At 68.7% G+C, this 22,060-nt stretch carries 23 protein-coding genes; 21 read left to right on the top strand and 2 right to left on the bottom strand.

Annotation, left to right across the window (positions count from 1 at the left end; translation table 11 throughout):
• Position 1 precedes the first annotated feature (1 nt).
• The 18 genes from thrC to MHY20_RS04145 all read left to right on the top strand — a co-directional run bounded on the left by thrC (position 2) and on the right by MHY20_RS04145 (position 16,676).
• Entirely contained in the window at positions 2-1,084 is a 1,083-nt protein-coding gene (thrC, locus tag MHY20_RS04230) for a threonine synthase (RefSeq protein ID WP_239375046.1), read from the top strand.
• On the top strand, positions 1,081-2,010 hold the full coding sequence (thrB, locus tag MHY20_RS04225) for a homoserine kinase (protein WP_183373896.1): 930 nt from the start codon (positions 1,081-1,083) through the stop codon (positions 2,008-2,010). The genes thrC and thrB overlap by 4 nt, the downstream gene beginning before the upstream one ends.
• A gap of 225 nt (positions 2,011-2,235) precedes the next feature.
• On the top strand, positions 2,236-4,263 hold the full coding sequence (gene rho, locus MHY20_RS04220; protein ID WP_239375044.1) for a transcription termination factor Rho: 2,028 nt from the start codon (positions 2,236-2,238) through the stop codon (positions 4,261-4,263).
• Positions 4,264-4,409: 146 nt separating this feature from the next.
• A complete protein-coding gene (rpmE, locus tag MHY20_RS04215; RefSeq protein WP_183373900.1) occupies positions 4,410-4,625 on the top strand; it encodes a 50S ribosomal protein L31 in 216 nt (71 codons plus the stop codon).
• Positions 4,626-4,719: 94 nt separating this feature from the next.
• Complete coding sequence (prfA, locus tag MHY20_RS04210) at positions 4,720-5,820, top strand: peptide chain release factor 1 (RefSeq protein WP_183373902.1); 1,101 nt, start codon at positions 4,720-4,722, stop codon at positions 5,818-5,820.
• Positions 5,813-6,787, top strand: coding sequence for a HemK/PrmC family methyltransferase (locus MHY20_RS04205; protein WP_239375042.1), 975 nt, complete (start codon positions 5,813-5,815; stop codon positions 6,785-6,787). The genes prfA and MHY20_RS04205 overlap by 8 nt, the downstream gene beginning before the upstream one ends.
• Positions 6,788-6,799: 12 nt before the next feature.
• Positions 6,800-7,603 (top strand): L-threonylcarbamoyladenylate synthase, encoded by an 804-nt coding sequence (locus MHY20_RS04200; RefSeq protein ID WP_239375040.1) that lies wholly within the window; start codon positions 6,800-6,802, stop codon positions 7,601-7,603.
• Positions 7,600-8,724 (top strand): MraY family glycosyltransferase, encoded by a 1,125-nt coding sequence (locus MHY20_RS04195; protein ID WP_239375038.1) that lies wholly within the window; start codon positions 7,600-7,602, stop codon positions 8,722-8,724. The genes MHY20_RS04200 and MHY20_RS04195 overlap by 4 nt, the downstream gene beginning before the upstream one ends.
• Positions 8,711-9,148 (top strand): hypothetical protein, encoded by a 438-nt coding sequence (locus MHY20_RS04190; RefSeq protein ID WP_239375036.1) that lies wholly within the window; start codon positions 8,711-8,713, stop codon positions 9,146-9,148. Before MHY20_RS04195 ends, MHY20_RS04190 begins: the two co-directional genes overlap by 14 nt.
• Before the next feature lie 159 nt (positions 9,149-9,307).
• Entirely contained in the window at positions 9,308-10,117 is an 810-nt protein-coding gene (atpB, locus tag MHY20_RS04185) for a F0F1 ATP synthase subunit A (RefSeq protein WP_221187078.1), read from the top strand.
• A gap of 72 nt (positions 10,118-10,189) precedes the next feature.
• Positions 10,190-10,420 (top strand): ATP synthase F0 subunit C, encoded by a 231-nt coding sequence (gene atpE, locus MHY20_RS04180; RefSeq protein WP_183373912.1) that lies wholly within the window; start codon positions 10,190-10,192, stop codon positions 10,418-10,420.
• 23 nt (positions 10,421-10,443) lie between these two features.
• On the top strand, positions 10,444-10,980 hold the full coding sequence (locus MHY20_RS04175; protein WP_183373914.1) for a F0F1 ATP synthase subunit B: 537 nt from the start codon (positions 10,444-10,446) through the stop codon (positions 10,978-10,980).
• A 13-nt stretch (positions 10,981-10,993) separates the two neighbouring features.
• A complete protein-coding gene (locus MHY20_RS04170) occupies positions 10,994-11,809 on the top strand; it encodes a F0F1 ATP synthase subunit delta (RefSeq protein ID WP_183373915.1) in 816 nt (271 codons plus the stop codon).
• A 66-nt stretch (positions 11,810-11,875) separates the two neighbouring features.
• Positions 11,876-13,507 carry a F0F1 ATP synthase subunit alpha gene (atpA, locus tag MHY20_RS04165; protein ID WP_183373917.1) on the top strand — a complete coding sequence of 544 codons (1,632 nt, stop codon included), beginning with the start codon at positions 11,876-11,878 and terminating at the stop codon, positions 13,505-13,507.
• A gap of 41 nt (positions 13,508-13,548) precedes the next feature.
• Positions 13,549-14,469 carry a F0F1 ATP synthase subunit gamma gene (locus MHY20_RS04160; RefSeq protein WP_239375033.1) on the top strand — a complete coding sequence of 307 codons (921 nt, stop codon included), beginning with the start codon at positions 13,549-13,551 and terminating at the stop codon, positions 14,467-14,469.
• A 27-nt stretch (positions 14,470-14,496) separates the two neighbouring features.
• Complete coding sequence (gene atpD / locus MHY20_RS04155) at positions 14,497-15,957, top strand: F0F1 ATP synthase subunit beta (RefSeq protein WP_239375030.1); 1,461 nt, start codon at positions 14,497-14,499, stop codon at positions 15,955-15,957.
• Positions 15,957-16,232 (top strand): F0F1 ATP synthase subunit epsilon, encoded by a 276-nt coding sequence (locus MHY20_RS04150; protein WP_183373923.1) that lies wholly within the window; start codon positions 15,957-15,959, stop codon positions 16,230-16,232. The genes atpD and MHY20_RS04150 overlap by 1 nt, the downstream gene beginning before the upstream one ends.
• 24 nt (positions 16,233-16,256) lie before the next feature.
• On the top strand, positions 16,257-16,676 hold the full coding sequence (locus MHY20_RS04145) for a DUF2550 family protein (RefSeq protein WP_239375027.1): 420 nt from the start codon (positions 16,257-16,259) through the stop codon (positions 16,674-16,676).
• A 55-nt stretch (positions 16,677-16,731) separates the two neighbouring features.
• Here MHY20_RS04145 and MHY20_RS04140 read toward each other — a convergent pair whose 3' ends face one another.
• Both MHY20_RS04140 and nucS read right to left on the bottom strand, forming a co-directional pair.
• Positions 16,732-17,895 carry an amidohydrolase family protein gene (locus tag MHY20_RS04140; protein ID WP_239375025.1) on the bottom strand — a complete coding sequence of 388 codons (1,164 nt, stop codon included), beginning with the start codon at positions 17,893-17,895 and terminating at the stop codon, positions 16,732-16,734.
• Positions 17,895-18,605 (bottom strand): endonuclease NucS, encoded by a 711-nt coding sequence (gene nucS / locus MHY20_RS04135; protein WP_183373935.1) that lies wholly within the window; start codon positions 18,603-18,605, stop codon positions 17,895-17,897. The genes MHY20_RS04140 and nucS overlap by 1 nt, the downstream gene beginning before the upstream one ends.
• A 186-nt stretch (positions 18,606-18,791) precedes the next feature.
• Between nucS and MHY20_RS04130 the strand changes: the two genes are divergently transcribed.
• The 3 genes from MHY20_RS04130 to MHY20_RS04120 all read left to right on the top strand — a co-directional run bounded on the left by MHY20_RS04130 (position 18,792) and on the right by MHY20_RS04120 (position 22,056).
• Complete coding sequence (locus MHY20_RS04130) at positions 18,792-19,871, top strand: hypothetical protein (protein ID WP_239375023.1); 1,080 nt, start codon at positions 18,792-18,794, stop codon at positions 19,869-19,871.
• A gap of 66 nt (positions 19,872-19,937) precedes the next feature.
• Positions 19,938-20,816 (top strand): tetratricopeptide repeat protein, encoded by an 879-nt coding sequence (locus MHY20_RS04125; RefSeq protein WP_183373939.1) that lies wholly within the window; start codon positions 19,938-19,940, stop codon positions 20,814-20,816.
• Between the two features lie 67 nt (positions 20,817-20,883).
• Positions 20,884-22,056, top strand: coding sequence for a MoxR family ATPase (locus MHY20_RS04120; protein WP_239375021.1), 1,173 nt, complete (start codon positions 20,884-20,886; stop codon positions 22,054-22,056).
• The last annotated feature ends 4 nt before the right edge of the window (positions 22,057-22,060 follow it).

Here is a 22,060-nt window from a genome sequence, read left to right as displayed (position 1 = left end):
CATGGCTCACCAGTGGCGCGGAGTGCTCCGCGAATACCTCGACCACCTGCCGTTCAGTGAGGACGACGCCCTTCTCACACTCGGCGAAGGCGGCACTCCGCTTGTGCACGCGCCCACGCTGAGCGACATGCTTGGTGCCGAGGTCCACATCAAGGTGGAGGGCATGAACCCCACCGGGTCGTTCAAGGACCGCGGCATGGTCTCGGCGATGACTAAGGCCGTCAACGACGGTGCGAAGGTCGTGGTGTGCGCCTCGACCGGGAACACGTCGGCCTCCGCCGCGGCGTACGCCACCCGCGCCGGCATCGGCTGCGCCGTCCTGCTGCCGGAGGGGAAGATCGCCGCCGGCAAGATGGCGCAGGCCGTGATGCACGGGGCGCGCCTGATCGCTGTGCAGGGCAACTTCGACGACTGCCTGGAGATCGCCCGCAAACTCGATGCGGCGTTCCCGGTGGAGCTGGTCAACTCCGTCAACCCGTACCGCCTGCAGGGGCAGAAGACCGGAGCGTTCGAAATCGTCGACGCCCTCGGGAAGGCGCCGGACATCCATGTCCTGCCGGTCGGCAACGCCGGCAACATCTCCGCCTACTGGATGGGATACACGGAGTACCGCGACAAGGGCATCAGCGGCTCCGTGCCGCAGATGTGGGGCTTCCAGGCCGCCGGCGCCGCACCGTTCGTGGCCGGCCGCCCCATCACCGACCCGGAGACCGTGGCGACCGCGATCCGAATCGGCGCTCCCGCCTCCTGGTCCCTCGCTGCGGATGCCCGCGACTCCTCCGGCGGCCTCATCTCCGCCGTCAGCGACGAGGAGATCCTCGAAGCGCAGTCCCTGCTCGCTTCCGAAGTCGGCATCTTCGTGGAGCCCGCCTCCGCCGCCGGTGTGGCCGGCCTGCTGAAGATCAAGCGGGAGGGCCGCACCGCCACTGGGCAGGAGCGCTCCATCCCGAAGGACTCGGTGATCACCGTGACCGTCACCGGCAACGGCCTGAAGGATACGGAGACCGCGCTGAAGAACAAGGACCTCACCCCGGTCACTGTTCCCGTGGACATCAACGCGGCGGCGAAGGCGATGGGACTGTGAGGATCGCCCACGAGCGCGTTCGCGCCCAGGTGCCCGCCACCAGCGCCAACCTTGGTCCCGGGTTCGACAGCTTCGGCCTCGCCCTGGAGCTGCGCGACGAGTACGAGCTGGAGGTCACCACCGGGGAAGTGGAGATCACCGTGGAGGGCGAAGGCGCGGATGACGTCCCCCGCGGCGATGCGCACCTGGTCGTGCAGTCGCTGCGCGCCGCTCTCGATCACATCGGCGCTGCGCAGGTGGGGATCCGCCTGCACTGCACGAACCGCATCCCCCACGGTCGCGGGCTCGGCTCGAGCGCTGCCGCGGTCGTCGGCGGGATCGTGCTGGCACGGGCACTGCTGGCGGACCCGTCGGCCCTGGACGAGCAGGAGATGCTGCAGCTCGCCACTGACCTCGAGGGGCACCCCGACAACGCCGCCCCCGCGCTGCTGGGCGGCGTCACCCTCTCCTATCTGCAGGGCGGGCGCGCGCACGCCGAACGCCTGCGGGTGGGGACGGGGGCCGACGGGTCCAGCATCCTCGACCCGGTCATCATCTCCCCGGCCGCTCCGGTCGCGACGTCGACGGCGCGGTCGCTGCTGCCCGAGGAGGTGCCGTTCGCTGATGCTGCGTTCAACCTGTCGCGCGCCGCGCTGTTCGTGCACGCGATCGCGGAGGATCCCTCGCTGCTGCTGACCGCAACGCAGGACCGCCTGCATCAGGAGCGTCGACAGGAGGCGATGCCGCAGAGTGTGGCGCTGGTGCAGATGCTGCGCCAGGAGGGTGTACCCGCCGTGATCTCGGGAGCGGGGCCGACGGTGCTCATCCCCGCCGGCGCACCGCGACACCTGGTGCGCCTCGTTCGGGACATGGTGGACGACCCCGCCCAGTGGCGGATCGCGCGCATCGGCCTGTCAGGCGGCGGTGCACGCACTGTGCTACTCTGAGGGCGCGCTCGGGATCTCTCCCGGCGGGCCATCCCTTGTCATAGGTCTGAACGCCCGCGAGTTTCAGCGCACTGCACCACGAACCATGTCTACTCGGTGGTGAATTCTCAGAGGAATCCCCTGTGCCGCTGTCTGCCTGCGCGCTTCTGTTCGATCAGAGTGTGCACGCCCGCGCTCTCCTCACCGCCGAGAACCACGGGAATCGAACCTAAGGAAGGACCCCGGGTGACTGAGAACAACGCCCAGGCCGCCGCAAGCGACCTGCAGGCCAAGAAGCTCCCCGAGCTGCAGGCCATCGCCACCTCCATGGGCATCAAGAGCGTCCGCAAGTACCGCAAGGGCGAGCTCATCGCAGCGATTCAGTCCGGCGGCGCCGCATCGAGCGCCCCCGCATCGCGCCCCCAGGCCTCGGACTCCGGCGCCCCCGACTCCAGCGAACGCGCTGAGCAGGACCAGGAGCCGTTCACCGCTCCGCAGAAGCCGGCCGAGAACGCCGAGGACAGCCGTTCCGCGAAGCGCGGCTCCGACAAGCGCTCCTCCGATGAGGGCACCGGCACCGACCGCGCGGGCGACGACCGCCCCCGCCGCGTGGAGGACATCCAGCTGCCCGAATCGCCGCGCACCGGCCGTGACAGCGCGTCAGCGGACGGCCGAGACTCCCACGAGGACCGCCGTGATGACGACCAGCAGGGCTCCCGCGGCCGTCGCGGGCGCGACCGTGACCGCAGCGACCGCGACGGTGATGATCGCGACGATCGCCGCAGCCGCCGTGATCGCGGCGGCCGCTCCGACCGCGACGGCAATCGCCGCGACCAGGGCGACGGCTCCCGGGACGACCGGGACAGCCGCGGGCAGGGCCGTGATGACGATCGCCGCCACCAGGACGACGAGGACGGCAAGGGCCGCGGCCGCAACCGCCAGCGCTCCCGCTCCCGGGACCGTCGGCGCCGCGGGCGCGACGGCGACCAGCAGCAGGGCGGCGGCAACGGCGGCCAGGACGAGCAGGTGAACGAGGACGACGTCCTCGTGGCCGTCGCCGGCATCCTCGACATCCGCGACAACTACGCCTTCGTCCGCACCACCGGCTACCTGCCGGGGGAGAGCGACGTCTACGTGTCCATGAACCAGGTCCGCAAGTACGGCCTGCGCAAGGGCGACGCCATCGCCGGCCAGGTCAAGGCCCCTCAGGACGGCGACGACAACAACCAGAAGAACCAGGGCGGCGGTCGCAACCAGGGCCGCGGCGGTCGTGGCGGCCGCGGTGGGCGCAACATGAAGAACGCCCACTCGAAGTTCGCCGCGCTCGTCACGGTGGACGCCGTCAACGGCATGCCGCCCGAGCACGCCCGCAACCGCAAGGACTTCGGCAAGCTCACCCCGCTCTACCCGGACAGCCGTCTGCACCTGGCGACCACCGCCGGCAACTTCACCACGCGCATCATCGACCTGGTCTCACCGATCGGCAAGGGCCAGCGCGGCCTGATCGTGGCGCCGCCGAAGACCGGCAAGACCATCATCCTGCAGAAGATCGCGGACGCCATCACCACGAACAACCCCGAGGTCCACCTCATGGTGGTGCTCGTGGACGAGCGCCCCGAAGAGGTCACCGACATGCAGCGCACCGTCAAGGGTGAGGTCATCGCCTCCACCTTCGACCGTCCTGCCGATGACCACACCACCGTCGCGGAGCTCGCCATTGAGCGAGCGAAGCGCCTGGTGGAGCTCGGCCGCGACGTGGTGGTCCTGCTGGACTCCATCACCCGTCTGGGCCGTGCCTACAACCTGGCCGCCCCGGCCTCGGGCCGCATCCTCTCCGGTGGTGTGGACTCCTCGGCGCTGTACCCGCCGAAGAAGTTCTTCGGTGCCGCCCGCAACGTGGAGAACGGCGGCTCGCTGACGATCCTCGCGACCGCTCTGGTGGACACCGGCTCGAAGATGGATGAAGTGATCTTCGAGGAGTTCAAGGGCACCGGCAACTGGGAGCTGAAGCTGGAGCGCAAGCTCGCCGAGCGCCGCATCTTCCCGGCTGTGGACGTCAACGCCTCGGGTACCCGCCGCGAGGAGGCGCTCATGCAGAACGAGGAGCTCGCGGTGATGTGGAAGCTGCGCCGCGTGCTGGCGCAGCTCGAGCAGCAGCAGGCGCTCGAGCTTCTGCTGGAGCGGATGAAGAAGACCCAGTCGAACACCGAGTTCCTGATGACGGTCGCGAAGTCCACGCCGAGCGTGCCCCGCGGCTCCGCCAACGGGGAGTGAGCTTCACCCGCGTCACCGGTGTAACGAGTCTGACAGGCCCGCTCGGTGACGCGGTCCGCCCCGCCGTGGGACAATGAACGACGGTTCTGGTTCACGAGCCGCCCCTGCGACTCGACCCAGCGACCCCTGACCTAAGGAGACACCCCATGCAGAAGGACATCCATCCTGATTACGTGGTGACCGAGGTGACCTGCACCTGCGGCAACACCTTCACCACCCGCAGCACGAAGACCGACGGCACCATCAAGGCCGAGGTGTGCTCGGCATGCCACCCGTTCTACACCGGCAAGCAGAAGATTCTGGACACCGGTGGCCGCGTGGCACGCTTCGAAGCCCGTTACGGCAAGAAGGCTGCCAAGTAGCTTGTTCGATGCGGCGCCGATCCCCCTGACAGCAGAGGGGATCGGCGCCGTTTCTCATCCCACCCGCCTTCGTCCCGTGCACCCAGGAGCCGCAGTGTTCGACGCCGTCCCCGCCCTCATCGACGAATTCCATGACCTCGAGCAGCGCATGGCGGACCCCGCGCTGCACACGGACCCGTCGGCCGCGAAGAAGGTGGGGCGCCGCTACGCCGAACTGACCCCGATCGTCACCGCCTACCGCGACTGGCGCAGCGCCACCGACGACCTCGAGACCGCCCGCGAGCTCGCCGCCGAAGACCCCTCGTTCGCCGCGGAGGCCGACGGGATCCAGAAGCGCCTGCCGGAGCTCACCAGCCGCCTGGAGGACCTGCTCGCCCCGCGCGACCCCGATGACGCCCGCGATGTCATCCTCGAGGTGAAAGCCGGCGCAGGCGGCGAAGAGTCCGCCCTGTTCGCCGCTGAACTGGTCCGCATGTACGAGCACTTCGCAACCCGCCGCGGCTGGGTCAGCGAGATCATCACCGAAACCTCCTCCGATCTCGGCGGCATCAAGGACCTGGCGATGTCCATCCGCACGAAGGGCTCCGTCAGCCCCGCCGACGGGGTCTGGGCGCACCTGAAGTACGAAGGCGGGGTGCACCGGGTCCAGCGCGTTCCGGTCACGGAGTCGCAGGGCCGCATCCACACCTCCGCGGTGGGCGTGCTCGTGGTGCCCGAAGCGGACGCGGCCGATGAGGACGAGATGCTGGCCGAGGAGATGGCGCCGGCGAATCTGCGGATCGATGTGTACCGCTCCTCCGGTCCCGGCGGCCAGTCCGTCAACACCACCGATTCTGCTGTGCGCATCACGCACCTGCCCACTGGGCTGGTGGTGTCCTGCCAGAACGAGAAGAGCCAGCTGCAGAACAAGGAGCAGGCCCTGCGCATCCTCCGCTCCCGCCTGCTCGACCAGGTGCACGCCGAGCAGGAGGCGGAGGCGTCCGAGACGCGCCGCAGCCAGGTGCGCACCGTGGACCGCTCCGAGCGGATCCGCACCTACAACTTCCCGGAGAACCGCGTGGCCGATCACCGCACTGGGTACAAGGCGAACAACCTCGACCAGGTGCTCTCTGGTGATCTCGATGCCGTCGTCGATTCGCTGATGGCCGCGGACCGCGAGGCGATGATCGCCGCGGCTGGGTCGGGCGATGGCTGAGGTGCGTCTGCGCGTCGGCGCAGCGATCCGCGCCACCCGCGCGCGTCTGGAAGCAGCCGGCATCGAATCGGCGGATGCCGAAGCGCGCGCCCTCGTCTCCCACGCAGCCGGCTCCGAGCGCTCCCTTGTCCTCCTCGACGACCTGCCGGTCGGCTTCGATGCCGAGCTCGAGCGCCTCACCACCCGCCGCTGCACCCGCGCACCCCTCCAGCTGGTGCTCGGCCGCGCACCGTTCCGCCGGCTCAGCCTCGAGATGCGGACCGGTGTGTTCATTCCGCGGCCCGAGACCGAACTCATCATCGACCTCGTCCTCGCCTTCCGCGGCGACGGCGAGCGCGTCGAGCGCGCCGTGGACCTCTGCACGGGGTCGGGGGCGCTGGCCGCGTCGCTCGTGGACGAACTGCCGCGCACCAGCGTGTGGGGCATCGACATCAGTGAGGACGCCGTCGGCCTCGCCCGCGCGAACGTGGCGGCAGCCGCCCGCGCGAATACCCCAGCCGCTGCCGGCGCGACCGTCCCAGCCGCCGCTCGCGCTGCCGCCGCATCGGGTGGGGGAGGGGCCGACGGGTCCCGCCAGTGGCACATCCGCCGCGGATCCGTGACGGATCCGCAGCTGCTGGAGACCGGCGGAGCCCTCGGCGATGTCGGCACTGCCGATGTGGTGGTGTCCAATCCGCCGTACATTCCGCCCGGGGCGGTCCCGCGCGATCCGGAGGTCGTGGAGCACGATCCGCATGCCGCGCTGTTCGGCGGGGGAGAAGACGGCCTGGAGATCCCGCGGGCCGTCGCCCAGGCGGCCTCGGCGCTGCTGCGAGGCGGGGGACTGTTCGTGATGGAGCACGCCGATGTGCAGGGCGAGAGCGTCCGACGGATGCTCGAGGAGGTCGGCGGCTTCACCGCGATCCGCACCGTTTCCGACCTGACAGGGCGCGATCGCTTCCTCACCGCGCGGCGCGCCGAGAAATGAGAGGATACCGCCGTGAGCGTTTATGACATCCGGGACGAGGGCTCCCGAGACGAAGCCGTCGAAGCCGCAACCGCCGCCGTGCGCGCGGGTGAGCTCGTGGTCCTTCCCACCGACACCGTGTACGGACTGGGCGCCGATGCGTTCAACCACGACGCCGTGCAGGCGCTCCTGGACGCCAAGGGCCGCGGCCGGGAGTACCCGCCGCCGGTTCTCATCGCCGACCAGAACGTGCTGCACGCCCTCGGCGTGGACATTCCCGCCGTTGTGGAGGACCTCGCCGATGCGTTCTGGCCCGGTGCTCTCACCGTGATCGTCCGAGCCCAGCCGTCCCTGATGTGGGACCTCGGCGAATCCCGCGGCACGGTGGCCCTGCGCATGCCCGATGACGAGGCCGCGCTCGCCCTGCTGAAGCGGACCGGCCCGCTGGCCGTGTCCAGCGCCAACAAGCACGGACGCGACGCCTCCACCTCGGTGACCGCTGCAGCCGCTCAGCTCGGCGAGTCCGTCAGCATCTACCTCGACGGCGGCCGCTCCGCCGGCGGCGAGTCCTCCACGATCATCGACGCAACGGTGGAACCGCCGGAGATCCTCCGCCACGGCGCCATTGCGAAGGACACCATCATCGAGAAGCTCGGTGACATCTTCGCGTCCCCGGAGCCCGTCGGCCCCGACGCCGACGACGCTGAGCCCGCCGCTGCAGAACCCAGTGACGCTGAGCCTGCCGACCAGCTCTCGCCGGCCGCTGACCCAGCAGAGCAGCCCGGTGATGACGCTCAGCCGACGGCACCGGACTCCGGAGACCGCGCAGACACGTGAGGGTCTACCTCTTCCTCCTGCTCGTCTCGGCGGCCGTCACCTTCCTGGCGACCCCCGCAGCGCGACTGGTGGCACGCCGCTTCGGTGCGATGACGGCCGTCAGACAGAGGGACGTCCACAAGGACCCCACCCCCCGGCTCGGCGGCGTCGCCATGTTCGCGGGCGTCGCCGTCGCCATGGTCATCGCCTCCCGCACGAAGTTCCTCGCACCACTGTTCGCCGAGTCGTTCCAGGCGTGGGCGATCCTGATCGCCGCCGGCCTGATCTGCCTGCTCGGCGCCCTGGACGACAAATGGGACCTCGACTGGGTCACGAAGCTCGCCGGTCAGGCCCTCATCGCGTTCTTCCTCGCCTGGCAGGGCGTGCAGCTCGCCAGCCTCCCCATCGGCGGCGTCACTCTCCTCAGCCCGCGCTCCGCGCTGATCCTCACAGCGGTGGTCATCATCGGCTGCATGAACGCCGTCAACTTCGTGGACGGCCTCGACGGCCTCGCCAGCGGCGTCATGGCGATCGGCGGTGGCGCGTTCTTCCTCTACGCCTACATCCTCACCCGCGACTCCTCCTCCACCGACTTCTCCTCCCTCGCCGCCCTCATCGCCGCGGTGATGATCGGCGCCTGCCTCGGATTCCTCCCGCACAACTTCTCCAAAGCACGGATATTCATGGGGGACTCCGGGGCGCTGCTGCTCGGCCTGCTGCTGTCCGCCGCGACCATCGCCGTCACCGGCCAGGTGGATCCGGCGCAGCTGTCCACCGTGGACGTGTTCGGCCAGTTCCTGCCGATCCTGCTGCCGATCGGGGTGATGATCGTGCCGCTGCTGGACATGGTCCTGGCCGTCATCCGCCGAGTCGGCAGCGGCAAGTCGCCGTTCCACGCGGACCGCATGCACCTGCACCACCGGCTCCTTGAGATCGGTCACAGCAAGGTGGGGGCAGTGCTGATCATGTACCTGTGGACCGTCGTGGTGTGTGCCATCCTGCTGGCACCCGTCTTCTTCACCCGCACCATCGCCGTCAGCGTCGCCGTGATCGGCCTGCTCGCCGCGATCGTGCTCACCGCCGATCCCCTCTCCCGCATCCAAGCGCTGCGCGCCAGGAAAGGACAGCATGAACGCCGCTGAGCAGAACCCGTCGGCCCCGCCCCGGCTGGGGGAGACCAACATCGCACTCACCCGCGCCGCTGCGATCGGCATCGCGGTCGGTGTGGTGCTGGACCTCCTCGTCATCGGCATCGCCGCCGTCGGATTCGACCGGGCCGAGCTGTGGGGAGCCGTCCTCGGCACCGTACTCGCCCTCGTGGTGACGGTGCCGACCCTGCTGACGGCGCGCTTCGCCACCCACCGCGGCTTCGGCGCCCTCGCCTCCGCGGTGCTCGGCTCATGGCTGGTGAAGATGATCGTGCTGATCGCCGTTCTGCTGCTGGTGCGGGGCAGTGCGTCGGTGTCGATGCCGTGGATCGGAATCGCGCTGCTCGCCGGGGCGGTCGTCGCGACCGTGGTGGAGATCAGTCTTATGATGCGCCACACACCGCGACTGAACGTCTGATCTGTGACGCGGCGTCGCCGACGGGCTCTGGTATGCTCATCCGAGTGCAATCGGCGCGTCGACCGCGCGCCAGGACCGACCTCAGGCCGCACGAATCAACATCGACGTTGACGTATTGCCCAGGCAATCTCGGCCCGCAACACATGGGAGTTAGAGCTGTTGACCGCTGACGTTTCCTCGCCCGAACTCGCCGCTTCAGGCGATGAGCTCTACCACACCCCCACCCTCGGAGAGTTCTTCCCGGACGCGATCCTCTTCGCCGGCACCCCCTTCGAGTTCAACCGCGTCCAGCTGGTCCGCCTGATCATCCTCGTGGTGGTCCTGGTCGGCACCTACCTCATCGCCTCCCGCGCGAAGCTCGTCCCAGGCCGCATCCAGTCGATCTTCGAGCTCATCATCGAGTTCGTGAACACCCAGATCATCGACTCCGTCATGGGCTCCGAGCGCGGCCGGCAGTTCTCCCCGATGCTCATCACCATGTTCGTGATGATCTTCGCGATGAACCTCGGCGGCGTCATCCCCGGCATGAACCTCGCCGGCACCTCCGTGATCGGCCTGCCGCTCATGCTGGCCCTGTGGACCTTCGTCACCTACATCATCTTCGGCGTCAAGAAGCACGGCCTCGGCGGCTACCTCAAGCACGAGACGATGCCCCCGGGCGTCCCGAAGCCCATCTACCTGCTGCTCATCCCGATCGAGTTCCTGCAGGTTGCGATCATCCGCTGGGCGTCGCTGACCATCCGACTCCTCGCCAACATGGTCGCCGGCCACATGATGCTGGTCGTCTTCATCTCCCTGACCCAGGGCCTGCTGCTCAGCGGCACCTGGCTGATGGCCGTGTCGCCGCTGTCCGGCGCACTCGCCATCGGAATCTACGGCTTCGAGATCTTCGTTGCCGCCCTCCAGGCGTTCGTGTTCACCATCCTGTCGGCCGTGTACATCAACATGGCCACCAGCGACGAGCACTGATCGATCACCTCTTCTTCCCGATAACCTCACCGCCTGTCCCGGACCCGGGGCGGCAAACCGAAAGGAAACCCTGTGGAACCGACCATCCTCGCCGAGCTCACCGGTAACGTCGCGTCGATCGGCTACGGCCTGGCCGCCATCGGCCCGGGCATCGGCATCGGCATCATCGTCGGCAAGACCGCTGAGGCAACCGCCCGTCAGCCCGAGCTGCGCGGTCAGCTGCAGACCACCATGTTCATCGGTATCGCGTTCACCGAGATTCTGACCCTGCTGGCCATCGTCACCGGCCTCATCTTCTCCTGATCCGCCTGACGAGGATTCCATCCATGAACATCGCCGCGAAAGACGTTCCGGGAACAGCTCTGCTGATCCCGGCGTGGTCCGAGATCATCTGGACCCTGCTCTTCCTGGTGATCTTCGCTCTTGTCTTCATGAAGTTCATCCTTCCCAAGATGAACCGCGTGCTCGATGAGCGCGCAGAGAAGATCCAGGGCGGTCTCCAGCAGGCCGAGCAGGCCCAGCAGGAGGTCTCCCGCCTGAAGGAGACCCAGGAGCAGGAGCTCGCCGAAGCTCGCCGCGAGGCAGCCGAGATCCGCGAGGGCGCCCGTCAGGAGGGTGCGCGCATCATCGCCGAGGCGAAGCAGCGCGCAGACCTCGAGGCCGAGCGCTCCCTGGCGGCCGGTCGTCAGCAGCTCGACGCCGAGCGCACCGCCGCCGCAGCCCAGCTGCGCGGTGAGGTTGGCACCATGGCCAGCGAGCTCGCCTCCCGCATCGTCGGCGAATCGCTGACCGATGACGCGCGCTCCAGCCGAGTGATCGACCGGTTCCTCGACGACCTCGAGTCGTCTACGACCGCCAAGTGACAAGAAGGTGACCATGCGAGGAACATCCGCCGCATCGCTCGCCGATGTGCTCTCCCGGACTGAGGACGTCGTTGCACGCTCCTCCCAGTCCATGGAGGAGCTCGCCTCCGAGCTCTTCCAGATCGCCGCAGCAGTCGACACCAGCAACCAGCTGGTCCGCCTGCTCAGCGATCCGGGCCGCGACCCCGAACTGAAGAGCACCGCGGTGCGCACCCTGATCCAGGGCAAGGCGTCCGACGAAGCCCTCGAGCTCACCGAGGAGGTTGTGCGCCGCCCCTGGTCGGAGCAGAACCACATCCTCGACGCGCTCGAGGCAGCAGGCGCATCCGCCCTGCTGTCCCAGGCCGAGAAGGCCGGCCGGCTCGAGACGGTGGAGGAGGAGCTGTTCCAGTTCTCCCGCCTCATCGACTCCGAGCCCGAGCTGACCGCTGCCTTCGATGAGCATCGTGACGATGCGGGCGCACGCCGCTCCATCGCCCGTCGCCTCCTCGAGGGCCGAGTCGACCCGGTGACCGTCGCTCTGGCCGTGCAGGCCGTCGGCGCAGACGCTGAGATGAAGGCATCCCGACGGGTTCTGCACTTCGCAGAGTTCGCCGCTGACAGGCGGCGCCGTCTCCTCGCGGTGGTCACCAGCGCGACCGAGCTCTCCGACAGGCAGCAGTCGCGCCTCTCCGAGATCCTGGCCGCCAAGTTCGGCCAGAGCGTCCAGATGAACTTCGAGGTCTCGCCGGATGTCATCGGCGGGATGCGAGTCCAGGTCGGGGACGACCTGTACGACGCAACGGTCCTCTCGCGCCTCACCGAGGCGCGGTCGAGGCTCTCGGCGTGACACCCCAAGCAACGAACACAAGCGTCCCGGTCCTGCCGGGTAGAGAAAAGGAAGCGGAGCAGCGCGATGGCTGAGCTCACGATTCGTCCCGAAGAGATCCGGGACGCTCTGAACACTGCGGTGTCCACCTACCAGCCTGGTGGAACCGACCGCGAAGAAGTTGGCCGAGTCTCGGAGACCGCCGACGGCATCGCCCGTGTCACGGGCCTGCCCAACCTGATGGCGAACGAGCTCGTTCGCTTCGAGGACGGCACCCTGGGCCTGGCCCTGAACCTCGAACTGACCGAGATCGGTGTGGTCATCCTCGGCGACTTCGCCACCGTCGAAGAGGGCCAGGAAGTCCGCCGCACCGGTGAGGTCCTGTCGGTCCCCGTCGGCGAGGGCTACCTCGGCCGCGTGGTCGACGCCCTCGGCAACCCGATCGACGGCCTCGGCGAGATCGCCACCACGGGCCGTCGTGCCCTCGAGCTGCAGGCCCCCACGGTGATGCAGCGCAAGAGCGTGAAGGAGCCGATGCAGACCGGCATCAAGGCGATCGACGCCATGACGCCGATCGGCCGCGGCCAGCGCCAGCTGATCATCGGTGACCGCCAGACCGGTAAGACCACCATCGCGGTGGACACCATCCTGAACCAGAAGGCCAACTGGGAGAGCGGCGATCCCTCGAAGCAGGTGCGCTGCATCTACGTCGCCGTCGGCCAGAAGGGCTCGACCATCGCCTCCGTGCGCGCCACCCTCGAAGAGGCCGGCGCCCTGGAGTACACCACGATCGTCGCCGCTCCGGCATCCGACCCGGCGGGCTTCAAGTACATCGCGCCCTACACGGGCTCGGCCATCGGCCAGCACTGGATGTACGAGGGCAAGCATGTCCTCATCGTCTTCGACGACCTCTCCAAGCAGGCCGAGGCCTACCGCGCCGTGTCCCTGCTGCTGCGCCGTCCGCCGGGCCGCGAGGCTTACCCCGGTGACGTGTTCTACCTGCACTCCCGCCTGCTCGAGCGCTGCGCGAAGCTCTCCGACGCCATGGGCGGGGGCTCCATGACCGGCCTGCCGATCATCGAGACCAAGGCGAACGACGTCTCGGCCTACATTCCGACCAACGTCATCTCCATCACCGACGGTCAGTGCTTCCTGCAGTCCGACCTCTTCAACGCCAACCAGCGTCCCGCCGTGGACGTGGGCATCTCGGTGTCCCGCGTGGGCGGCTCCGCCCAGGTCAAGGCCATGAAGTCGGTGTCCGGTACCCTGAAGATCTCGCTCGCGCAGTACCGCGACCTCGAGGCCTTCGCGATGTTCGCCTCGGACCTCGACGCCGCCTCCAAGCAGCAGCTGAACCGCGGCGCTCGCCTCATGGAACTGCTCAAGCAGGGCCAGGGCCAGCCGATGCCCGTGGAGGAGCAGACCGTGTCGATCTGGGCCGGCACCACCGGTAAGTTCGACGACGTCGAGGTGGAGGACGTGCGCGAGTTCGAGTCCCGCCTGCACGAGTACCTGCGTCACAACGGGTCCGTGCTCTCCACCATCCGCGAGTCCGGCAAGTTCTCCGATGAGACCGAAGCCGAGCTGACCCAGATCGTCGAGAACGTGAAGCGCGACTACTTCGCTGAGAAGCAGGGCTCCTCGGTCTACGACCAGCAGGGCGAGGTCAGCGATGACAGGATCGAGCAGACCTCCATCCTGGGGTCGTCCCAGAAGTGACATCGGGTCACGTTCGATTTCGATAGTCACGAGGGAGTTTCATGGGAGCCCAGCAAAGGGAGTACAAGAAGAGGATCTCGTCCGCCACGGGCATGAAGAAGATCTTCCAGGCTCAGGAGATGATCGCCGCGGCGCGCATCTCCAAGGCCCACGCCCGTGTGCTCGCGACCACTCCGTATGCGGACGCCATCACCGACGCGATCGCATCGGTGGTCAAGCACACGAAGGACGCGGAGCATCCGTTCCTGGTGCACGATCGCACGAGCAGCAACCGGGTCGGCGTCCTGCTGATCACGGCTGACCGCGGCATGGCGGGCTCGTACTCGCCGTCCGCCATCCGCGAAGCGGAGATGCTCGGCAACAAGCTGCGCAAGGCGGGCAAGGAACCGGTCATGTACGTCGTCGGCCGCAAGGGCGAGTCGTACTACCGCTTCCGCAACCGTCCGCCGCACAAGGCATGGACCGGCATCCGCGAGGAGGAGATGGCTGAGGTCGGCCTCACCATCGCCCGCGAGCTGCGCGATGCCCTGCTCAGCGAGGATCCGTCGGAGCACCTGGACGAGCTGTACGTGGTGGGGCACAAGTTCCACAACCGCTTCCGCCAGGAGCCGCGGATCGCTCGTCTCGTGCCGCTCAGCCTGCACGGCGACGACCAGGCCGCGCAGAACAGCAGCGAGACGTTCCCGCTGTACGAGTACAGCCCGGATCCGGAGTCGGTGTTCGCCGAGCTCGTTCCGCGCTACGTGGAGTCGCGCATCATCAACATCCTCCTGCAGTCCATCGCGTCCGAGCACGCGAGCCGGCAGAAGGCGATGAAGACCGCGACGGACAACGCCGAGACCCAGATCCAGAAGTTCACGCGTCTTGCCAACTCGGCCCGGCAGGCGGAGATCACCCAGGAGATCACGGAGATCGTCGGCGGTGCCGACGCCCTGAGCTCCTCCGGCCGAAAAGAACGCTGAGTCAGACAGAGCATGTTGGAGAACACAATGACCACCATCGAAACCGCACCGTCGAAGACGGCCACCGGCCGCATCGCACGCGTGACCGGCGCCGTCGTCGACATCGAATTCCCCCCGGGCAACATCCCGGAGATGTACAACGCTCTGACCACCGAGGTCGAGCTGCCCACCGATGAGGGCGCGGCGCGCCACACCCTCACCCTCGAGACCGCCCAGCACCTCGGCGACGGCATGGTCCGCGCCATCGCGCTGAAGCCGACCGACGGCCTCGTCCGCGGCCAGGAGGTCACCGACACCGGTGCACCGATCTCGGTGCCCGTCGGCGACTTCACCCTCGGCAAGGTGTTCGACGTGGTGGGCAACGTCCTCAACGTCGAAGAAGGGCAGCAGCTCGAGGTCAACGAGCGCTGGCCGATCCACCGCAAGGCGCCGAACTTCGACCAGCTGGAGTCCAAGACCCAGATGTTCGAGACCGGCATCAAGTCGATCGACCTGCTCACCCCGTACGTGCAGGGCGGAAAGATCGGCCTGTTCGGCGGCGCAGGCGTCGGCAAGACCGTGCTCATCCAGGAGATGATCTACCGCGTGGCCAACAACCACGACGGTGTGTCCGTGTTCGCCGGCGTCGGCGAGCGCACCCGTGAGGGCTGGGACCTCATCGAAGAGATGACCGAGTCCGGCGTGATCGAGAAGACCGCCCTGGTCTTCGGCCAGATGGATGAGCCGCCGGGCACGCGTCTGCGCGTGGCCCTGTCCGCACTGACAATGGCGGAGTACTTCCGCGATGTGCAGTCGCAGGACGTGCTGCTGTTCATCGACAACATCTTCCGCTTCACCCAGGCCGGCTCCGAGGTGTCCACCCTGCTGGGCCGTATGCCCTCGGCCGTGGGCTACCAGCCGAACCTGGCGGACGAGATGGGCGTTCTGCAGGAGCGCATCACCTCGACCCGCGGCCACTCGATCACCTCGATGCAGGCGATCTACGTGCCGGCCGATGACTACACCGACCCGGCCCCGGCCACCACGTTCGCGCACCTCGACGCCACCACGGAGCTCAGCCGTGAGATCGCCTCGCGCGGTCTCTACCCGGCCATCGACCCGCTGGCATCGACCTCGCGCATCCTGGACCCGCGCTACATCGGCGACGACCACTACGAGACCGCAGTGCGCGTGAAGCAGATCCTGCAGCGCAACAAGGAGCTTCAGGACATCATCGCGATGCTCGGCGTCGACGAACTGTCCGAGGAGGACAAGGTCATCGTGGCGCGCGCTCGGCGCATCCAGCAGTTCCTCTCGCAGAACACCCACATGGCGAAGCAGTTCACCGGTGTGGACGGCTCCGACGTCCCGCTGCGCGACACCATCGAGGGCTTCAAGGGCATCTGCGACGGCGACTTCGACCACATCGCCGAGCAGGCGTTCTTCAACTGCGGCGGCATCGACGACGTCATGCGTCAGTGGGACTCCATCCAGAAGGGCCTCAACTGATGTCAGCGTCGATGCTCAGCGTCACGTTCGTCACCGCCCACCAGACGGTCTGGGAGGGCGAGGCGAGCTACGTGCGCGTCCCCGCCGCCGACGGATCCATGGGCCTGCTGCCCAACATGGCGCCCGTCCTGGCCGCTCTGCAGCCGGGCATCGTCGAGATCACCCGGGCCGACGGCTCGCAGTTCGCGATGCAGGTGACCGGTGGGTTCGTGTCCGTGGATCACTCGACCGTCAAGGTCGTGGTGGACGAGGCCAATGAGCTGACGGCTGCCTGACCAGCGTTCACCACGCCTGAACCGATGAGCGCCCCGTTCCTTCTTCTCGAAGCGTGCGGGGCGCTCATCGCTGTTCTGGGGCTCGTCATGCTGGTGCGCGCCATCGTCGCGACGCGTTCGCGCGGCGGGGTGGAATGCTCTGTGCTGCGGCCCGAGCCGCGGCGCGGCGCCTGTTGGAGGGATGGGACGCTGCGGTTCGCCACCGATGAGCTGCGCTGGCACCGCACGATCGGCTTCCTGCTGACGGCGGGGCTGGTGATCCGGCGCGATGACATCGAGGATGTCGCCAGGGAGCAGGCCGACGGGTCCGACAGCTGGGTGCGGGTCGAGATCGCGCGCACCGGAACGGCACCCGCGGTGCAGATGCAGATGCCTCCGGCGGCGTCCTACGCGCTCGGCGCCTGGATTGAGTCAGCGCCGGCCCGCGGCGACTTCGTGCACTGACGAGCTGGTTCCGCCCAGGCCCCGTGCCGCAGTCGGTGGACGCTGTGGGAGCGGATCAGATCCACTGGCCGGCGCGCATCACACGCTCCGGCCGCAGGTCCCCGTCCGTGAGGACGACATCGGCCCGCAGACCGGTGCTGAGCGCACCCCGATCGGACAGTCCGAGCACCCGTGCGGGTGTGGAGCTGGCGGCGCGGACGGCCTGACCGAGGTCCACGCCGGCGTCGCGCACGGCGAAGCGGACTACGTCGAGCAGATGTGCGGTGCCTCCGGCGATCGAGCCGCCGTGGGTGAGGCGGGCCGTGCCGTCGGCGACGGTGACGTCAAGGGAGCCGAGACGGTAGGAGCCGTCAGCCATGCCGGTGGCGGCCATTGCGTCGGTGATCAGCAGGACCATGTCCTCACCGGCGAGGTCGAACACGAAGCGCACGGTGTCGGCGGAGGTGTGGACCCCGTCGGCGATGAGCTCCACCACCATGTCCCCGCGGGCCGACGCGTCCAGGCAGGCGAACGCGGGGCCGGCGTCACGGTGGTGAATGGGGCGCATCCCGTTGAACAGGTGCGTCGCCGTGGGGATCGCACCGGCCTGCAGGCTGAACGCGATGGCCTCGAGCATCTGGTACGCGGAGCAGTCGGTGTGGCCGTAGCTCGGCAGGGCGCCCGCCTCGATCAGCGCCTCGCTCATGGGGTCCACCTGGGGGTCCTCGGGGGCGAGGGTCATGGTGACGATGGTGCCGTCACCGGCGTCCAGCAGCTCCTTCAGAGCGCCGACGGAGCCCGGTCGGATCAGCTCTGGGTCGTGGGCGCCGCGGCGGGCCTGGGAGATGTGCGGCCCCTCCAGGTGAATGCCGGCGAGTTCGCCGCCTCGGACCAGGGGAGCGAGGGTGCCGATGCGCTCCAGGAGGGTGGCGTGCGCGGCGGTGACGAGGGAGGCCACCAGTGTGGTGGTGCCGTGGCGGGCGTGTTCGGCGATGGCGGTGCGGGCGTCGTCGGCGTCCATGGCGTCGGGGAATCCGATGCCGCCTCCGCCGTGGTTGTGGATGTCGATCAGGCCCGGCAGGATCAGGCCGCTGTGGATGATCTCCTCGGCGCCCGCGGGAACGTAGGGGGCTCCCTCGGCCGGGCCGGCGTAGTGGATGGTGCCGCCGTCGATGATGATGCGGGCGTCTTCCAGCAGGCGGCCGTCCACGACCGCGCGGCCGATGATGATGGTGGCCATCAGAACAGTCTCGCTTCCTTGTCGTCGATACCCCGCAGTTCGTCGTAGTCGAGCGTGACGCAGTCGAAGCCGCGGTCACCGGCGAGGGTCTTGGCCTGCGGCTTGATCACCTGCGCGGCGAACACGCCGCGCACGGGCGCCAGCAGCGGGTCCCGATTCAGCAGGTCCACGTAGCGGGTGAGCTGCTCGACGCCGTCGATCTCGCCGCGGCGCTTGATCTCGATGGCCACGCAGCCGCCCTCGGGGTCGCGGGCGAGGATGTCGACCGGGCCGATGGCGGTGGGGTATTCGCGGCGCACCAAGGACCAGCCGTCGCCGAGGGCGTCCATGTTGTCCGCCAGCAGGGCCTGCAGGTGCGCTTCGACGCCGTCCTTGATCAGCCCGGGGTCGACGCCGAGCTCGTGGCTGGTGTCCGAGAGGATCTCGTGGACCTGCACGCGCAGGGTGTCACCGGTCTTGCCGTGGGTGACGGTCCATTCCTCCACCCAGTCGCCGTCCTCGGCGTCCTGGGCGCGCCCGTCGTCCTCGGGCAGCGCGACCCGCAGGGTGCACGGCGGGGCCATCCAGTTCAGCGGCTTGTAGCTGCCGCCGTCGGAATGGACGAGCACGCTGCCGTCGGCCTTCACGATGAGCAGGCGCGGGGCGCGGGGGAGGTGGGCCGTGAGTCGGCCGGTGTAGTCAACTGAGCATTCTGCAACCACTAATCGCACCCGCTCAGCCTACGTGAGAGCGCGCCGGGGAGCCCAACGTCGCCGTCCCCGTCGCGCGGCGGGGAGTGATCCCCGATTCGGCTGTGGGCGCAGATCTCGAAGCGTGCGGGGTTTTCGTGCAAGACTCTTTCCACGGCCCGGGGCCTCGACGACGCCCGCGGCTGGACCGACTATGTGGGAGAAGAGATGACTCAGCACCTGACGCGCCGTTCGATTCTGTCGTTCGGTGCCCTTGCCGCGGCCGGTGGCGGCCTCGCCGCCTGCTCGTCCTCGACGAAGAAGGCGGCCCCGAGCCCGTCGGTGAGCCCCACGCCCACCACCCCGCCCTCCGCCCTCGACGAATCGGAGCTCGCCGATCTGCTCACCGAGCTCAACAAGGCGCTCACCACCGCAGACGAGAAGAAGGATCCGAAGCTGCTGTCGCCCATCGTGGCCGGCAGTGCACTGGCTGAGCGCACCGCCAGCTACGAGATCATGAAGAAGGTGGGCGAGGAGACCCTCAAGGCTGATCCGGACCGCGCACCGAAGCTGAGCCGCCCCGATGACGCCGTGAAGATCGGCATCGCGACCGACGCGCAGGGCGGGGCCCGCTACGCCCTGGCCGTCGCCGACGCTGAGAACGGCGAGGGCCTGCCGTTCTTCGTCGGCTTCGAGCAGCAGGAGGACGCCTCCGACTCCTCCCGCTTCGTCTCCTGGGGCTGGGCGCGTCAGCTGGCGAACGTGAAGATGCCGACGGTGGCCCCGATCCCGACGGGGTCCGAAGCCGCGGCCGTGGACGACGCTGAACTGCTGATGTCGCCGAAGGACGCCATCGCCCTGTACTGCCGTGTGCTCACCGACGGGCACGACAACGCGGACAAGGACGATGTGGTGGCCACCGACCCGTTCCTCGAGGAGAACCACGCGGAGATCCAGACCGAGCGCAAACAGATCAACGAAGGCGTGGACTGGGACCAGATCGCACAGGTGCGGGAGGAGTACACCCCGAACGAGCAGGAGTACCTCGGGATCCGCACGGTGGACGGCGGCGCGATCGTCATGACCACCCTGACCTCGAACCGGCGGCTCAGCGTCAGCTCCGGTCAGGTGGAGTACGGCGCGGACACGGTGCTGGCGAAGCTGGTGGGCCGCCACACGTTCACCAAGGAGCTCGTGCGCACCTACGGCTCCACCATCGCTCTGCACATTCCGGCGAAGGACCAGACCGGCGAGAAGATCCAGCCGATCGCCGGCTATAAGGTACTGCTGAAGGCCAGCGGCAGCTGACCGGTGCTCCGCGCGGACGCGGCACGCCCGACCGACACGAACCCCAGACAAGGAGAACCCTCCACGATGACCGACGCCTATGGTGTGATGGACTTCAGCTCGCTGAAGAAGGAGAACAGCGCCGCCGGCACCTCCCAGCCGCTGGCCGACGAGGTCTCCGTCAGCGAACAGGACCTGCAGGGCCTGATCGACTCCTCGCAGCAGCAGCTGACTCTCCTGCTCGTCACCAGCGCTCGGGTCCAGGGCGGGGCCTCGTTCGTCGATGCGGTGCGCGCCGCTGTGGGGCGCCATGCGGGAACGATCCGCCTGGCGCTCGTGGATGCGGATCAGCAGCCGCGCGTAGCGGCTGCGCTGCGCGTGCAGTCCCTGCCCGCTGCCATGCTGATGATGAAGGGCCAGATCCAGCCCCTGTTCGAGGGCGCGGTCGCGGACGACCAGCTGCAGTCCGTGATGGAGCAGCTGGCTCAGCTCGCGGCGCAGGAGGGCATGTCGGTGGGGGAGGCCCCGTCGGATGCCCCCGCTGCCGCTCAGCTGCCCCCGGAGCTGGAGCACGCCACCACCCTGCTGCAGAACGGCGACCTCGCCGGAGCGCAGAAGGCGTTCGAGGACTACCTGGAGACCCACCCCGGTGATCCGGAGGCGAAGCGCGGCGCCGCGACCACCCGCCTGATGGAGCGCACCCGCGAGGTGGACCTGCAGGAGGGCCGCCGTGCAGCCGCCGACGCGCCTGAGGACCTCGATGCCCAGCTCCTGGGGGCGGACCTCGACCTGCTTGGCGGGCACGTGGACGATGCGTTCGGCCGCATCCTCGACCGCTATGCAGCCGCCGACGCGGAGACCCGCGACCGCCTGCGCGAGCGCCTGCTCGACCTGTTCGACGTTGTCGGTGCGGACGATGAGCGTGTGGGCGCTGCTCGTCGCCGCCTCGCCCGCCTGATGTTCTGACCCACTGTTCCAAGCCGTCACCGCTGACGGCGCCGACGCGCCGGCCACACCCCGCGAAAGGACCCGCATGAGCACTCCGGACCCCCAGCAGCAGCCCTGGGACAGGCCCCGCACCGGCCGGCGCCGCCAGGAGGCGCCCGCTCAGCAGGCCCCCTCCCAGCAGGCCGCGCCCCAGCAGGACCCGTCCGCGTCCGCCCGGAGAACTGCGGCCCCGGACCGCACAGCGCAGGGCCGCCCGTTCGAACCGGTCGAGCGGGCGCTCAGCGCTGCGGAGCAGAACCGCGCCGACGACGTCATCGAACGGATCTCCGCCACCTTCCGCTCCCGCGTGGTGGGCCAGGAGCGTCTGCGGCTCGCACTCGTCGCCTCCCTGGCCGCCGGCGGTCACATCCTGCTGGAGTCCGTCCCGGGCCTGGCGAAGACCACCGCTGCGCAGGCGCTCGCCACCGCGATCGGCGGCAGCTTCGCCCGCATCCAGTGCACCCCGGACCTGATGCCGAACGACATCCTCGGCACCCAGATCTACAACTACGGCACCGGCGAGTTCACCACCCAGCTCGGACCCGTCCACGCGAACATCGTGCTGCTCGATGAGATCAACCGGTCCAGCGCGAAGACCCAGTCGGCGATGCTGGAGGCGATGCAGGAGCGGCAGACCTCCATCGGCGGTGAACTGTTCCGCCTCCCGGACCCGTTCATGGTGCTCGCCACCCAGAACCCGATCGAGGAGGAGGGCACCTATGTCCTCCCCGAGGCGCAGATGGACCGATTCCTGCTCAAGGAGATCCTCACCTACCCCAGCCCGCGCGACGAGCACGCGATCCTGGACCGCTCCACCTCCGGTGAGCTGACCGCCCCGCGGGCCGCGGCTCCGACCGTCAGCCTCGAGGACATCCGCTTCCTGCAGTCCGCAGTGGATCGGGTCTACGTGGATCCGGCGATCAAGCGGTACATCATCGACCTCATCTTCACCACGCGCGGCACCGGGCCCCGCCCGATCGAGAACCTGACGCAGTCGGTGCGCGTGGGCGCATCTCCGCGCGGGTCCCTCGCTCTGATGCGGGTGGGGCAGGCGCATGCGCTGCTGCACGGCCGCGACTTCGTCACCCCGGAGGACGTGCGCGCCCTCGCCCACTCGGTGCTGCGTCACCGCCTCGTGCTGACCTTCGATGCCATCGCGGCCGGCATGAGCACCGAATCCATCATCGACGCGGTGTTCGCCGCCGTCCCGCAGCCGTAGCACC

The organism is Helcobacillus sp. ACRRO, from assembly GCF_022347125.1.
GTDB classification, from domain to species: Bacteria; Actinomycetota; Actinomycetes; order Actinomycetales; family Dermabacteraceae; genus Helcobacillus; species Helcobacillus massiliensis.
The sequence above is the reverse complement of the archived record's forward strand: the minus strand, read 5'-3'. Positions and strand labels throughout refer to the sequence as shown.